This is a genomic window from Hyphomonas oceanitis (assembly GCF_036964545.1).
Classification (GTDB): domain Bacteria; phylum Pseudomonadota; class Alphaproteobacteria; order Caulobacterales; family Hyphomonadaceae; genus Hyphomonas; species Hyphomonas oceanitis.
In genome coordinates, this window is the sequence record NZ_JBALTL010000001.1 from 76,922 (window position 1) to 90,497 (window position 13,576).

Annotated in this window: 15 protein-coding genes; 4 read left to right on the top strand and 11 right to left on the bottom strand. The window is 62.3% G+C overall.

All coding sequences use genetic code 11. The features are described 5' to 3' along the window. Positions 1-183 precede the first annotated feature (183 nt). Positions 184-2,418, bottom strand: coding sequence for a DNA topoisomerase IV subunit A (gene parC, locus V7651_RS00400; protein ID WP_335611838.1), 2,235 nt, complete (start codon positions 2,416-2,418; stop codon positions 184-186). Positions 2,419-2,540: 122 nt separating this feature from the next. Between parC and V7651_RS00405 the strand changes: the two genes are divergently transcribed. The 3 genes from V7651_RS00405 to V7651_RS00415 all read left to right on the top strand — a co-directional run bounded on the left by V7651_RS00405 (position 2,541) and on the right by V7651_RS00415 (position 4,377). Beyond that, the gene (locus tag V7651_RS00405) at positions 2,541-3,224 is read left to right on the top strand and encodes an extensin-like domain-containing protein (protein ID WP_335611839.1); all 684 of its coding nucleotides are present in this window, start codon (positions 2,541-2,543) and stop codon (positions 3,222-3,224) included. Positions 3,225-3,305: 81 nt separating this feature from the next. Beyond that, the gene (locus V7651_RS00410) at positions 3,306-3,734 is read left to right on the top strand and encodes an MAPEG family protein (RefSeq protein WP_335611840.1); all 429 of its coding nucleotides are present in this window, start codon (positions 3,306-3,308) and stop codon (positions 3,732-3,734) included. A 31-nt stretch (positions 3,735-3,765) separates the two neighbouring features. Then, positions 3,766-4,377 (top strand): glutathione S-transferase family protein, encoded by a 612-nt coding sequence (locus V7651_RS00415; protein WP_335611841.1) that lies wholly within the window; start codon positions 3,766-3,768, stop codon positions 4,375-4,377. On the opposite strand, the gene recO is transcribed toward V7651_RS00415, so the two are convergent. The 8 genes from recO to rpoZ all read right to left on the bottom strand — a co-directional run bounded on the left by recO (position 4,374) and on the right by rpoZ (position 11,318). After that, positions 4,374-5,105 (bottom strand): DNA repair protein RecO, encoded by a 732-nt coding sequence (gene recO, locus V7651_RS00420; protein WP_035535867.1) that lies wholly within the window; start codon positions 5,103-5,105, stop codon positions 4,374-4,376. The two genes, V7651_RS00415 and recO, sit on opposite strands and share 4 nt — an antisense overlap. A gap of 175 nt (positions 5,106-5,280) precedes the next feature. Then, on the bottom strand, positions 5,281-6,228 hold the full coding sequence (gene era, locus V7651_RS00425) for a GTPase Era (RefSeq protein ID WP_335611842.1): 948 nt from the start codon (positions 6,226-6,228) through the stop codon (positions 5,281-5,283). Next, positions 6,225-6,980, bottom strand: a complete 756-nt coding sequence (gene rnc, locus V7651_RS00430; RefSeq protein WP_335611843.1) for a ribonuclease III — start codon at positions 6,978-6,980, stop codon at positions 6,225-6,227. The genes era and rnc overlap by 4 nt, the downstream gene beginning before the upstream one ends. After that, positions 6,980-7,384 (bottom strand): holo-ACP synthase, encoded by a 405-nt coding sequence (acpS, locus tag V7651_RS00435; protein ID WP_335591893.1) that lies wholly within the window; start codon positions 7,382-7,384, stop codon positions 6,980-6,982. Before acpS ends, rnc begins: the two co-directional genes overlap by 1 nt. Further along, positions 7,381-8,124, bottom strand: a complete 744-nt coding sequence (locus V7651_RS00440; protein ID WP_335611844.1) for a pyridoxine 5'-phosphate synthase — start codon at positions 8,122-8,124, stop codon at positions 7,381-7,383. Before V7651_RS00440 ends, acpS begins: the two co-directional genes overlap by 4 nt. Next, the gene (gene pyrE, locus V7651_RS00445; RefSeq protein WP_035535863.1) at positions 8,124-8,705 is read right to left on the bottom strand and encodes an orotate phosphoribosyltransferase; all 582 of its coding nucleotides are present in this window, start codon (positions 8,703-8,705) and stop codon (positions 8,124-8,126) included. Before pyrE ends, V7651_RS00440 begins: the two co-directional genes overlap by 1 nt. After that, positions 8,695-10,959 (bottom strand): RelA/SpoT family protein, encoded by a 2,265-nt coding sequence (locus V7651_RS00450; protein ID WP_335611845.1) that lies wholly within the window; start codon positions 10,957-10,959, stop codon positions 8,695-8,697. Before V7651_RS00450 ends, pyrE begins: the two co-directional genes overlap by 11 nt. Positions 10,960-10,967: 8 nt before the next feature. Next, positions 10,968-11,318, bottom strand: coding sequence for a DNA-directed RNA polymerase subunit omega (gene rpoZ, locus V7651_RS00455; RefSeq protein WP_034736985.1), 351 nt, complete (start codon positions 11,316-11,318; stop codon positions 10,968-10,970). 157 nt (positions 11,319-11,475) lie between these two features. On the opposite strand from rpoZ, the gene V7651_RS00460 reads away from it, so the two are divergent. Beyond that, the gene (locus tag V7651_RS00460; protein ID WP_335611846.1) at positions 11,476-12,045 is read left to right on the top strand and encodes a LabA-like NYN domain-containing protein; all 570 of its coding nucleotides are present in this window, start codon (positions 11,476-11,478) and stop codon (positions 12,043-12,045) included. A gap of 369 nt (positions 12,046-12,414) precedes the next feature. Here the strand turns inward: V7651_RS00460 and V7651_RS00465 are convergent, their stop codons facing one another. Both V7651_RS00465 and V7651_RS00470 read right to left on the bottom strand, forming a co-directional pair. Beyond that, the gene (locus V7651_RS00465; protein ID WP_335611847.1) at positions 12,415-13,128 is read right to left on the bottom strand and encodes a hypothetical protein; all 714 of its coding nucleotides are present in this window, start codon (positions 13,126-13,128) and stop codon (positions 12,415-12,417) included. A 63-nt stretch (positions 13,129-13,191) separates the two neighbouring features. Further along, on the bottom strand, positions 13,192-13,539 hold the full coding sequence (locus tag V7651_RS00470) for a hypothetical protein (protein ID WP_156950361.1): 348 nt from the start codon (positions 13,537-13,539) through the stop codon (positions 13,192-13,194). Positions 13,540-13,576 lie beyond the last annotated feature (37 nt).

The window sequence follows — 13,576 nt, forward strand, 5'->3', positions numbered from 1 at the left end:
GCCGGAGGGGCCATTGAGGAAGGTTAGAGGTTCAGTGCGCCTTTATAGTTGCCACCAGAGCCGCGCTCATCCTGAGCGAAGTCGAAGGATCGCAACACGCCCCAGCTCGTCCTTCGACTTCGCTCAGGATGAGCCGTTCGCCTGAATGTTGAACAGGACTACGGCCATTACGTCATCCTCAGCCTACCCATTAAACGTGCCCGACTTCGGGAAGCCTTTTGGCACGGTCTTGCCGGCCTGGGCGCGTTTGCCGATCCATTCCTGCCATTCCGGGAAGGCGCGGTGGCGACCGCCGGTCATCACAATCAGGCCGTCTTCCTTGTCGAAGGTCATCACGTCAGCCATCGCATCCTTGCCGCGATAGGCCTGCAGCTTGTTGCCCTTGCCGCGTGCCATTTCGGGCAGCTCGTCGAGCGGGAAGATCAGCATCTTCCGGTTCGTGCCGACCACAGCCAGCATGTCGCCCTCAACCGGGATACATACGTTCAGTGTGCCCTCGCCGGGGTTCACGGCCTGCTTGCCCGCCTTGCGGTTGGACTCCAGCTCTTTCTCGTCGACCACGAAACCATAACCGACCGTCGAGGCCATGACGCGTTTGCGGCCTTCCTCGTAGCGGAACATGGAGACGATATCGACATTGTCTTCCAGGTCGATGGACAGCCGGATCGGCTCGCCATGCCCGCGTCCGCCCGGCAACTTGTCGGCCATCAGCGTGAACGCGCGGCCATCGGATGCCATCAGGATGATCTTGTCCGTACTCATCACTTCTTCGGTCAGGTACAGCTCGTCGCCATCCTTGAACTTGGTCGAATCCGGGTCGAGCCCGTGGCCCTTCATGCCGCGTATCCAGCCTTGGGCGGAGAGAACCACCGTCAGCGGCTCCTTCGGCTTGGAGGCTTCCAATGCGGCAGCGAGGTCGACGTCCGGCGCGTCCTCGAATTGCGCGCGGCGGCGGCCAAGCTCGGTATCCGGGCCGAGCGTATCACGGGCGGCTTTCAGCTGTTTCGAAACCGTCGTCCACTGGCGCGCGGTTGATCCGATCAGCTTGACCAGCTCGTCGCGCTCTTCGACCAGCTTCGCGTGCTCGCCGCGAATTTCCATCTCTTCCAACTTGCGCAATGCACGCAGGCGGAGGTTGAGGATGGCTTCGGCCTGAATGTCCGTGATGCCAAACCGGGCGATCATCACCTGTTTCGGCTCGTCTTCCTCACGGATGATGCGGATCACTTCATCAATATTGAGGTAGGCGACCAGATAGCCATCGAGGAGGTGGAGGCGTTTCTCGATCTTGTCGAGGCGGAACTCGGCCCGGCGCACCACCACTTCGCGGCGATGCTCCAGATAGGCTTGCAGCACGGCCTTGAGGCCCATGACCTGCGGCGCGCCCTTGTGCAGCACGTTCATGTTCATGCTGAAACGCGTTTCCAGGTCGCACGACTTGAACAGGCTTTCCATCAGCACGTCCGGCTCAACCGTCTTGGCGCGCGGCACCAGCACGAGTCGGACATCTTCGGCGCTTTCGTCGCGCACATCGTCCAGCAGTGGCAGCTTCTTCTGCTCCAGCAGTTCGCCCAGCTTCTCCAGCAGGCGCGACTTCTGAACCTGATACGGAATCTGCGTCACGATGATCTGGTACGTGCCCCGGCCGGTGTCTTCGACTTCCCACTTGGCGCGCATGCGGAAACTGCCACGGCCCGTCTCGTAGGCGTCCAGCATGGCTTCCTGCGTCTCGACGATCACGCCGCCGGTCGGGAAGTCAGGCCCCTTCACGAAGCCCATCAGCTGTTCAGTCGTCGCTTTCGGCGTCTCGATCAGGAAGCGCGCCGCGTCGATCACTTCAGCCGCGTTGTGCGGCGGAATGCTGGTCGCCATGCCGACCGCGATGCCCGTCGCACCATTGCAGAGGAGGTTCGGGAATCCCGCCGGCAGGACGACCGGCTCTTCGTCATTCTCGGCATAGTTGGCGCGGAAATCGACCGCGTTCTCGTCGAGGCCTTCCAGCAGCAGCTCGGCCGCATGCGTCATCCGCGCTTCGGTGTAACGATAGGCAGCCGCGCTGTCCCCATCGATGTTACCAAAGTTGCCCTGGCCATCGACCAGCGGGTAGCGAACGTTGAAATCCTGCGCGAGGCGCACCAGAGTGTCATAGATCGAGCTGTCACCATGCGGGTGCCAGTTACCCATCACATCGCCAACGATCTTGGCGCACTTGCGGAAGCCGCCTTCGGGATCCAGCCGCAGTTCGCGCATGCCATACAGGATACGGCGCTGGACAGGCTTCAGCCCGTCGCGCACATCCGGCAGGGCGCGGGAGGTGATGGTCGAGAGCGCATAGGCGAGATAGCGCTTCGACAGCGCCTCGCTCATGGGTTCGTTTATGATCCGGTCTTCCGGGCCGTCATCTAGCAGGTCGGACATTCTGGCCTCTTTGCATCTCGTGCCACATTCTGGTGCAGGACCGAATCTATACCGACTCGGAGCCGCTGTGCAGCATTAACAAAGACGGGGGTTTGGTTAAGAAATGGGTAAATCGCAAGTACATGACTGAGTTTCGGGCCTGGCTCCTCCTTCTCGGCGTACCGCTCCTGCTGGTGGCCATGCTGGTATGGCTGGCCCCGCCCCGGCATAACCCGTTTGCGCCGATAGACCTGACCGATCGCATTGGCCTCGCTACCCACGCCAAGCTGCAGCGGGCCCGCGACCAGCGCGAAGTCTGCTTCAAGGCCCTGGACGATGCCGGCGTGCTCTACACGCCGCTGGAAGACGCGGAAAAGGGCGAAAAATGCGGCCTTTACAATGCCTTGACGCTTGACCGCACGCTAACGCCCTATTCCGCCACGCTCAGCATGACCTGCGCAGAGACCGCGGCCGTTTATACATGGGAGCGCCATGTCGCCCGGCCCGCAGCTGTGGAAATCTTCGGCTCTCCCATCGCCCGGATCGAGACCTATGGCAGCTTCTCCTGCCGCAACATCGCCGGCAGCAGCCGCCTCTCCCAGCATGCCCATGCCAATGCGGTCGATATTTCCGGATTCCGGCTGGAAGATGGCCGCCTGATCGACGTGAAAACCCATTGGAATCAGGGCGGCAAGGAGGAGAAATTCCTGAAACGCGTCCATGATGGCGGCTGCGATATCTTCTCGGTCACCCTCGGGCCCGACTATAACGCCGCCCACAAGGACCATTTCCACTTCGACATGGGGCCGGGCCGCGTCTGCCGCTAAAGCCTTGCCCCAGCGTCGCCCCTTCTGCGGGCGCTTTTCTTCGCTACACTGCTGAAAAACAAGAAGATCAGGGAGTTTCGAATGACCCATGCCATGCTTCTGCCCGTCGCGGTCCTCGCGGCCTGGTCACTGGTGATGTGGATATGGATGCTCGTCACGCGCGTCCCGGCCATGCAAAAGGCACGGATGCATCCTGAGAAGGCCAAGCATACACGCAGCGACGCCTTCAGCGCTCTGCCCTCGGAAGTCCGCCAGATTTCCGACAATTACAACCACCTGATGGAACAGCCGACCATCTTCTATGCGTTGGCGCTGGCCCTCGCCATCAGCGGCGCGGCTGGCATGGTGGATGTCGGCTTTGCATGGGCCTATGTCATCGTCAGGATCGGACACTCGCTCTGGCAGGCGACGGCCAACAAGGTGATGATCCGGTTCTACTTCTTCATCGCCTCGACACTGATGCTGTTCCCGCTGGCAGGACGAGCGATCTACATCCTCGCGACAAGCTAAAAACAATAATCATTCCAAAGGGAAGCGCCACATGAAACTCTACACATCCATCGGCCCCAACCCGCACGTCGTGCGCATGTACATGGCCGAGCGCGACATCACCCTGCCCACGCAGGACGTGGATATCGTGAAGGGCGAAAACCTCGGCGTGCCCTATCTGTCGGTCAATCCGGCCGCCCAGTCGCCCGCGCTGGAACTGGACGATGGCTCCATCATCACCGAGATCTGGCCGATCTGCGAGTACCTCGACGAGACGCATACCGGCGACAGCCTGTTCGGTGCCAATCCCGAGGAACGCGCGCAGACGCGCCGCTGGACCCGCTGGGTGGACCTCAATGTGCTCGAGCCCATGACCAACGGCTTTCGCTTCTCCGAAGGACTCGCCATGTTCAAGGATCGCACGCGCTGCCTGCCGGAAGCCGCACCGGGCCTGAAAGCCCGCGCGCAGGACAAGCTGAAATTCCTCGACGGCCAGCTCGCCAGCCGCGCCTATGTGGCCGGTGACAGCTTCAGTTTCGCTGACATCATGCTGTTCTGCTTCCTCGCCTTCGGCAACCAGGTCGGCCAGCCGCTGAACCCGGCCTTCCAGCATCTCACCGCATGGTTCGAGAAAGTCGGCGCCCGGCCAAGCGCCAGCGTCTAGACCCGCTTCAGGAGCCGCGCCACAAGCTGGGCCCTCTGGGCCGGTACGGCGCGGTTCATGCCGTTGAACACGCGCGCCTCGATGAAATAGCCCGTCAGCGCCAGCCCGTCGGCAATGTCATCCACACCCACCGGCGCGCCCGGCGTCACAAGGAAGCCCGGCAGGCGCAGCAGACGGCTGACATATTCTTCCGCCTCTGAGCCGCGCACAGCCCGGCCCGTCTTCGGCGATACATGGGTGAGTCCATCGTTCGCACCGCTCAGCGCGCATTCATCGAGATCAAGCCCAAAGCCCAAAGCCGACAGAAGACCCAGCTCCCACCGCACATAAAGCGCTGGCCAAACTTCGCGCGCCTCGATCTGGTCGAGCAGGATGGTGGTTGCCTCGTAGAGCGCCGAACCGGCGGCATCGCCCTCGTCCAGCGCACCGCGCAGAAGCGTCGTCACCGCCGATATGGCCGACAGCGCACCGGCATCGTCCAGCACGCGCGAGGCCCGCTCCCGGCTCGCCTCCGCCACGTCAAAGCGTCCGAGCTGTTCCTCCAGCCGGCCTGTCCACGATAATGAAACGGTATTCCCGGCCTCATACTGCGCCCGACGCGCCCGCGAGGCGCCGCCATAGACAAGGCCCGACCGGCGGCCCCTGGTCTTCGTCAGCACATCAATGATGAGACCGCCCTCACCAAACCGGCGACCGCCAAGGATCAGGCCTTCATCGGTCCAGTTCATGCTGAAGCCCCCTCTCCCTCTGGGAGAGGGGGTTGGGGGTGAGGGGTCACAGGCTTGCCCATTGGCATCTGGTTGCGGAGGCGAGCGGCATCATTCAGGCAATCCATCAAATCATGCTCCCGGGGGCACCACGGCGTCCCCTCACCCCAACCCCTCTCCCTGGGGAGAGGGGCTTCTAGACATCAAACTCCAGGCCGATGCCGGAATAGCTGTCGCGGCGCTCCTGCCATTTCTCGTCCACTTTCACGAACAGGAACAGGTGCACGGGCCGGTCGAGCATCTCCATCAGTTCCTTGCGGGCCATGCGGCCGATCTCCTTGATCGACGCGCCATTCTTGCCCAGCACCATAGCCTTGTGACCATCGCGCCCGACAATGATGACCTGCTGTACACGGACAGACCCGTCCTTGCGCTCTTCCCAGCTCTCGGTCTCCACCATCAGCTGGTAAGGCAGTTCCTGGTGCATGCGCAGCAACAGCTTCTCGCGCGTCACTTCAGCAGCCAGAAGGCGCATCGGCAGGTCGGCGGTCTGGTCTGGCGGATAGAGCGCCGTGCCCGCAGGCATGCGATCCGCCAGTGCCGCTGACAGCCGGTCCACGCCATCGCCATTCTCGGCCGAGATCATGAAGATCTCGTCGTAGACGCCCGTGTCATTCAGTTCGCCCATCACGGGGAGAACCTGATCGTGCGGGAAAAGGTCGATCTTGTTGAGCGCCAAGAAGGCGCGCTTCTCGGTCAGCTTCAGTTGCTCGATCACGCGCAGGTCGTCGGCAATCGACATCTTCTGCGCGCCGGTGGCATTGCCCGCCTTGTCGGCCACCCAGGCAGAACTGTCGATCAGGTGCACGATGGCATCCGCGTCCGCCGCGCCGCTCCAGGCCGCTTTCACCATGGCCCGGTCGAGCCGGCGCTTGGCCACGAAGATGCCCGGCGTATCGACCAGCACGATCTGCGCGTCGCCCACCTGCGCCACGCCCCGCACGGGGAAGCGCGTCGTCTGCACCTTGTGCGTCACGATGGCGACCTTGGCGCCGACGAGGCGGTTGGTAAGCGTGGACTTGCCCGCATTTGGCGCGCCGATAATGGCGGCAAAACCTGCGCGGGTGATTTCGGTTTCAGTCATTGTGTTCCAGTCAGGGTGTTCAGCAGCAAGGCGGCTGCATTGCGCTCGGCGTCGCGTTTGGAGGATCCGGTGGCAATTGCCTCGCCATGGGGCGCCACTTGTACTTCTATCTCATAAACAGGGGCGTGGTCAGGGCCCGAACGGCTGACGACGCTATATTTCGGCAGCGGAAGGCCTTGGCCCTGCGCCCATTCCTGCAACAGCGTCTTCGGATCGCGCGTTTCCACGGGGGCGGACTCAAATTGCTGTGCCCAGCCCCGCTCGATGAATTTGCGCGCGGCAGAGAGGCCGCCATCCTGATAGATCGCGCCAATCATGGCCTCGCAGGCATCGCCCAAGGTCGATTCCCGGTCGCGTCCGCCTGAGGCCACTTCGCCGTCCGACAGAATAATATAGTCCTGCAGGCCGAAATGGCGCACGGCCTCGGCGCAGGCGCCCTTCCTGACGAACCGGTTGAGGCGCGGGGCAAGATCGCCCTCACTCTCGGTCTTGCGGCGCTCGATCAGGCGTTCGGCAATGGTCAGATTCAGAACGCGGTCGCCAAGGAATTCCAGCCGCTGGTTCGACAGACGAACAGAGTCCGCCGCCGATACAGCGCTCGGATGGGTCAGCGCGCGCACCAGCAGGTCGCGGTCCTTGAAACTATAGCCGATCCGCTCCTGGATCGCCTTCACGTCCGCATCCGAGAGGCTCGGCACGTGTGCTTTCGCGGCGGCACGCAGGCGGGTGCGTTTGGGACGGGCGGCTTTCATCAGACGGCCGGAAGCGCTTCGATAATCACCTGGGCTTCCGCCCACGGATGGTCATCGGTGATGGTGAGATGGATGACGGCGGTGTGGCCTTCCGGCGTCATCGCCGCGAGACGTGCGGCCGCACCGCCGGTCAGCGCCACGGTCGGCTTGCCGCTCGGCAGGTTGACGACGCCCATATGTTGCCAGTGCACGCCCCGGCGCGGCACGCCGGTGCCCAGCGCCTTGGCGCAGGCCTCTTTCGCGGCAAAGCGCTTGGCATAGGTCTCGGCGGTCAGCTTGCGGCGGCGGGCCAGCGCAATCTCGGTCTCGGTGAAGACGCGCTTCTCGAACCGCTCACCGAAACGGGCCAGCGTTTTCTCGATCCGCTCGATATTGCAAAGGTCGTTGCCGATCCCGATGATCATGCGCGCGCCTCATCCATCAGGCGGCGCATCTCACCAATCGCGGCCGGCAGGCCAATGAAGATCGCCTCGCCGACAAGGAAGTGGCCAATGTTCAGCTCGGTAATCTGCGGAATGGCCGCGACCGGTTTAACCGTATCAAACGTCAGTCCGTGCCCGGCCTGCGGCTCGATGCCAATGCGCTGGGCCTCTTCGGCGCAATTGCGGATCCGGTCCAGCTCCAGCTCGGCCAGCTTGGCTTCGCCCGCCTGCACCAGCTCGACATAGCGACCCGTATGGAACTCGGTGATCTGCACGCCCAGTGCATGGGCGGCATGCAGCTGCACCATGTCCGGCTCGATGAAGAAGGAAACCCGGCTGCCATTCTTGTTCAGCTGGCGGACAAAGTTTGCGAGATGATTGTGCCCCCGCGCCGCATCAAGGCCGCCTTCGGTCGTCAGCTCAGCCCGCTCTTCCGGCACGAACATGGCCGTTTCCGGTTTGAACTTCAGCGCGATCTCGAGCATTTCCTCGGTCGCCGCCATTTCCATATTGATCGGCAGCGCCGTGGCCGTGCGGATCTCCGTCAGGTCGCCATCGCGAATATGCCGGCGATCCTCGCGCAGATGCAACGTGATGCCATCGGCGCCCGCTTCCGTCGCCATCAGTGCCGCGCGCATCGGGTCAGGGTGCGAGCCACCGCGCGCATTCCGGATCGTTGCCACATGGTCGATATTCACGCCGAGGCGTATCCGCTCCGCCATCAGGCAAGGCCCCGCGAACCGGGCTTCACCGCTTCCATCGCGGCGAGTTCCGGCGGCAGGTCATCTGCCGCATAATCCGGGAAGTCCACCGCCGCCAGCGATACCAGCTTGCAGCCGACATCCGCCTTGCCGTTGGAACGGTCGATGATGCACGCCCCGCCGACGACTTCGCCCGGCAGCTTGTCCAGCGCCTCGACCGTCTCGCGGAAGGAAAGCCCCGTCGTCACGATATCCTCAGCGATCAGCACGCGCTCGCCCTCGGCAATCGAAAAGCCGCGCCGGAACTGAAGCTTGCCATCCACGCGCTCGGCAAAGATCGCCCGCGCCTTCAGGTGCCGCGCCAGTTCATAGCCCGGAATGATGCCGCCAACGGCCGGCCCGGCCACCACGTCGATCTTGCCAAAGGCCGCCGTCAGCTTAGACGCCAGCGCCTTGCACAGCTTTTCCGACAGGTCAGGCTGCGAAAAGACGAGCGCCTTCTGCAGGAAGACGGGGCTGCGCCGTCCGGAGGAAAGGATAAAATGCCCCTCCAGGAGGGCACCTGCCTCGCGAAACACCGCGAGTACGTCTTCATTCGTCATATTCTAGCTCCTGGTCGCGCACGGCCCGGTCCACAACGGCCAGGGATCGCAGTGCGGCAAGTATCTGCGTCAGGCGCTTCAGGTCTTCAACCTCGATCTCCATCACCAGCTCGGTAAAATCGGTGCCGCGCTCGCTTGTGGCGATCCGGATGATATTGCCATTGGACTGGGCAACCGCCGTACAGAGCTTGGCCAGCACGCCTTTTTCGTTCGCGGCATTGATACGGATACGCCCCACGGCCACCGCGCCGGTCTTGGCCAGCTCGGTCCATTTCAGGTCCACCCAAAGCTCCGGATGGTCGTCATACTCGGCCAGTTTCGGACAGCTCGCGATATGCACGACGAGGCCTACGTCGGGCTCCTGCACACCCATGATCCGGTCACCCGGCAGCGGGCAGCAGCACTGGCCGAGGTGCAGGGTCACGCCCGGCGTCAGGTCCGTGCCGGACACCAGCAGCGGCGCATGCTCGCTGTCGAGGCGCAGCTTGTTGTCGGCGTCAAAGCGCTCGGCCCGATAGCCCGGGAAGGCCGCTTCCATAATGTCAGCCGAGGAGACGCGTCCGCGCCCGACGGCTTCGGCCATCTCCTCACGGTTTTCAAATCCGGCGAGCTGGGCCGTGTGCGTCATCTTCACATCAATCGGGTCGATGCCTGCGCGGCGCAGCGCCATATTGATCAGGCCAACGCCAAGGCGCCGGAACTCGATCTGGTCACGCTCGCGCACCAGTTTGCGGATGGCAGACCGCGCACGGCCCGTCAGTGTCATCGCTTCCCAGCCGATCACCGGCGCGGGCGTCTTGCCGCGCAGAATTTCCACCACGTCGCCATTCTTCAGCGGCCGGCGCAGCGACTTCACCTCGCCATTGATCTTGGCGCCAATTGTCGTGTCGCCCACGGCCGAGTGCACGGCATAGGCAAAATCCAGCGGCATGGCGCCCGCTGGCAGGATGATCAGCTTGCCCTTGGGGCTGAACGCGAACACGTGCTCGCGGTACATTTCCAGCTTCGCATGCTCGAGGAATTCGCTCGGCTCGGCGCCATCCTGTATCAGCTCGGCAAAGGCCTCGAGGTTGGCCGCCGGATCAAGACCCGCCGCCCGCGCCGAATCCACATCGAAGCCATAGGACTTGTTCTTGTAGCCCCAGTGCGCCGCCACGCCGAACTCGGCCGTGCGGTCCATCGCCCGTGTGCGGATCTGCAACTCAACGCGGCGGTTGCCAGCCGCGCGCACGGTCGTGTGCAGCGAGGCATAGCCGTTTGGCTTCGGCACCGAGATATAATCGCGGAAACGGTCAGGGATGCACGCCCACAGCGTGTGCACCTCGCCCAGCACGCGGTAGCATTCCTCCACCTCGTCGACGATGATGCGGAAGGCAAAGAGGTCAGCCACATCCAGGAACGAGATCGATTTGCGCTCAAGTTTCCGCCACAGCGAATAGGGCTGTTTCCGACGCCCTTTGATCTTGGCCTTGATGCCAGCCATTTCCATCAGCTGGCGCAGATCGCCATCTATCCGGTCGAGGTCATCGGCATTCTCGCGCGCCAGCTCTTCCTGCCGGTAGTGGATCGCGCGGCGCGCTTCCGGGTTCAGCTCCTGGAAGGCCAGGTCTTCCATCTCGGCAGCTAGCGTATAGAGGCCCACACGGCGGGCCAGCGGCGCATAGATGTCCATCGTTTCGCGGGCGGTGCGCTGGCGGCTTTCTGCCTTCTTGCGGTAATGCAGCGTGCGCATGTTGTGCAGCCGGTCGGCCAGCTTCACCAGCAGCACGCGCAGGTCGCTGGTCGTCGCGAGGATAAATTTCTGGAAGTTCTCGGCCTGCGCGGATTCCTTGGACGTGAATTCCAGCGCATCGAGCTTGGTCACGCCATCGACCAGTTCGGCCACATCGGCGCCGAAGCGCACTTCAATGTCGCCAATGTCGATTCCGGTGTCTTCGACCACATCGTGCAGCAAGCCTGCCACGATGGTCACTTCATCGAGGCGCACATCGGCCAGAAGGCTCGCGACCTCAACGGGATGGGAATAATAGGCGTCGCCGGAATCGCGCGTCTGCTCGCCATGGTGCAGCTTGGCGAAGTCATAGGCCGCGCCCAGCAGCTCGGATTTCACGCGCGGGTGATAGGCCCGCACCTTGGCGATCAATTCTTCGCGGGAAAGCACATGTGGAGATGCAAGTGGAGCGTCAGCCGAAACGGCTTTGCCAGCCGTGTCGCCAGCCCCTTTGTCCTCAGCGGAAAGGGCGCTGCCGTCCATAGAGCCTCCTAGAGTCGGTCGTCGCGTCCGGACTCGATTTCAGCCTGATAGGCACGCATCACGTCGTCTTCGGTCGCAGCCGGGCCGGACATGAGCGCGATACGGTCGGCTTCGCGTTCGCTTTCCTCGCTCGGGCGCACTTCCTGCAGGTTGGAAATCATGGCTTCCTTGACGACTTTCAGGTCGACAGACTCTTCAGCGATCTCGCGCAGCGACACGACAGGGTCTTTGTCATTGTCGCGGTCCACCGTAAGCGGCGAACCTTCACGGATCATGCGGGCACGATGTGCAGCGAGCAGGACGAGCTCGAAACGGTTCGGCACTTTCTGGATGCAGTCTTCGACAGTCACGCGGGCCATGGGCAGTCAATCTCCTTGAAGCCGACCCTTATATGCAGTGCAACAAGCTGGCGCAACCCGGCCTTGCGCCTGAAACGCAGCCTGAGTATGCCAGTTCTATAAGTATTTTCGGCGTTTTTATTAGCCTATACCCTATATTACCTTAGGAATTAAGCCAATGGCCTTTTACAAGGACGAGCGCCTGGCGCTGTTCATTGATGGCGCGAATCTCTATTCTGCGGCCCGCGCGGTCGATCTGGAGATCGATTTTCGCAAGCTCTTGAAGGAATTTCAGGGCAAAGGACGCCTCCTGCGCGCCAATTATTACACCGCTTTGGTCGAAACAGACGAATACAGCCCCATCCGCCCGCTGGTCGATTGGCTCGCCTATAATGGCTACAATGTCATCAAGAAGCCCGCCCGTGAGTTCACCGACCGGGAGGGCCGCAAGCGCGTCCGGGGCAGCATGGATGTGGAACTGGCCATCGACATGCTCGAAATGGCCGCCAATGTGGATCATATCGTGCTGTTCAGCGGCAATGGCGACTTCCGGCGGGCCGTGGAAGCCGTGAAAGCCCGGGGTGTGCGCGTCTCGGTCGTCTCCACCGTCGCCTCCAATCCGCCCATGATCGGCGACGAGCTGCGTCGCGAAGCCGACAATTTCATCGACCTCGAAGACCTCGGCGACCGCGTCGCCCGCCCAAGGCAGGGTTTCGAGGGTGATGCAGGCGGCGACGGCGAGGCCTGAGTCTCCCAAAGGCTCATCCTAAGCGAAGTCGAAGGACGAGCCGGGCGACATGTGCCCTCCTCCGCGCTTATCCTTCGACTTCGCTCAGGATGAGCGCTCTCTCCACTCCAAGACCTCAACGCAGACAGTTGATCCAGCCCATCTTCTCCTACCGGTGCCCGCCCGGCCTTATAATGGCCATGCTGCACGAGTTCCCAGCTCGTGTGGCTCGTTCACGACTGGCGCGGGATGGCAGGCCGAAGGTGCGCACCTTCTACCCTACCTGACCAACAGACTGACAACGCGCGCCCGGAGCTTTCCTCCCGCGCCCTTTTTGCCAAGGCAAACCGGATGGCCCCGCCAGTCCGGCTTTTGGCGCAGGCTCCAGGATCAGCCCATGTTCGCCCGCACGGCAGGCGCCAACCGCTCGGCCTCGGCCTGAAAACGCGCCCGCGTCGGCTCGGCCTCAGCACCGAAATAGACCTCCGCGACGCTATCCAGCCCAGCCATAAAGTCGGAAACAACCCGCGTCATGTCAGGCGAATCCGGTGCTTCAGCCAAGTCACGCGATGCCAGCGCCGTATATCCAGCGAGCAAAATCCGTTCGTGAACGGCTGAAGGCCATTCATTCGCGTAGGCGATAAGATACTGATTGCAGAAGTCCGCAAAGGCCGTCTCGCTGAACAGCCATTTCTCGTTCACGTCCCAAAAATAGTCCGCCGTGTTGACCAGTTCAGGATCGGCCCCGCGCGGCACAGTAGCCGCCGCCACGGCGCTCAGCCATTTCTTCCGGGATCGGGAGGGGATGGACGCCGTAATGATGTGGGCAACGGTATAGACCGGAACGTCATCCAGCTGATCGCGCGTATGGTCCTTGATATAATCGTCGAAGGCGTTCTGCGTGTTGGCAGCTGTCACGATTTTCGACATCAGCATGGCTGCCGTCACAGGATCAGGTGCAGTCTGGGAATCGGGAGGTGACGCCGTAATAGGCGCATTGCCGCTTGCATGGATGCGCCCCTTGGCAAAATTATAGATGATCGACAGCACAACAATCGCCACCACGGCAATCGCGGCGATCACGCCCCAGCTCATGTCTTCCATGGCCCGTCTCCTCTATCAGCCACTTTAGACAGCTAACGGAGGAATCTTAACAGAGGGAAAACCCTAGCGGCGCGAACGCTCGCGCACGTAAATCACGCCGGGATGGCGCCAGGCCTGCACAACCGTGGTGAGCGACCAGACCCAGTTGGCGATCAGGACGAGGAAGCCGAAGCCGCTGAACGGAATGAGAATCACGCCCACCGGGATCAGCATCAGCTGAATGATCGCTGTTCCGATACGGCCGACAAAGATCGTGCCCAGTCCCGGAACGAAGAAATTAAGGATAAAAGCGACGAACTTGAACGTACTGCGTGTTGCGCCAACCGCCACGCGGCCAGCCATTTGGCCGACGCCGGGCCTCTGCGGGATCAGGTGGTCGCGTTCATATTCGGAAGATGGATAAGTGCTCATGATTCCCATGTGGCCCCATTAACCACATCATTCAATA

Coding starts and splice junctions, on each gene's coding strand:
- parC (WP_335611838.1), bottom strand. CDS start 2,418: ATGTCCGACCTGCTAGATGACGGCCCGGAAGACCGGATCATAAACGAA.
- V7651_RS00405 (WP_335611839.1), top strand. CDS start 2,541: ATGACTGAGTTTCGGGCCTGGCTCCTCCTTCTCGGCGTACCGCTCCTG.
- V7651_RS00410 (WP_335611840.1), top strand. CDS start 3,306: ATGACCCATGCCATGCTTCTGCCCGTCGCGGTCCTCGCGGCCTGGTCA.
- V7651_RS00415 (WP_335611841.1), top strand. CDS start 3,766: ATGAAACTCTACACATCCATCGGCCCCAACCCGCACGTCGTGCGCATG.
- recO (WP_035535867.1), bottom strand. CDS start 5,105: ATGAACTGGACCGATGAAGGCCTGATCCTTGGCGGTCGCCGGTTTGGT.
- era (WP_335611842.1), bottom strand. CDS start 6,228: ATGACTGAAACCGAAATCACCCGCGCAGGTTTTGCCGCCATTATCGGC.
- rnc (WP_335611843.1), bottom strand. CDS start 6,980: ATGAAAGCCGCCCGTCCCAAACGCACCCGCCTGCGTGCCGCCGCGAAA.
- acpS (WP_335591893.1), bottom strand. CDS start 7,384: ATGATCATCGGGATCGGCAACGACCTTTGCAATATCGAGCGGATCGAG.
- V7651_RS00440 (WP_335611844.1), bottom strand. CDS start 8,124: ATGGCGGAGCGGATACGCCTCGGCGTGAATATCGACCATGTGGCAACG.
- pyrE (WP_035535863.1), bottom strand. CDS start 8,705: ATGACGAATGAAGACGTACTCGCGGTGTTTCGCGAGGCAGGTGCCCTC.
- V7651_RS00450 (WP_335611845.1), bottom strand. CDS start 10,959: ATGGACGGCAGCGCCCTTTCCGCTGAGGACAAAGGGGCTGGCGACACG.
- rpoZ (WP_034736985.1), bottom strand. CDS start 11,318: ATGGCCCGCGTGACTGTCGAAGACTGCATCCAGAAAGTGCCGAACCGT.
- V7651_RS00460 (WP_335611846.1), top strand. CDS start 11,476: ATGGCCTTTTACAAGGACGAGCGCCTGGCGCTGTTCATTGATGGCGCG.
- V7651_RS00465 (WP_335611847.1), bottom strand. CDS start 13,128: ATGGAAGACATGAGCTGGGGCGTGATCGCCGCGATTGCCGTGGTGGCG.
- V7651_RS00470 (WP_156950361.1), bottom strand. CDS start 13,539: ATGAGCACTTATCCATCTTCCGAATATGAACGCGACCACCTGATCCCG.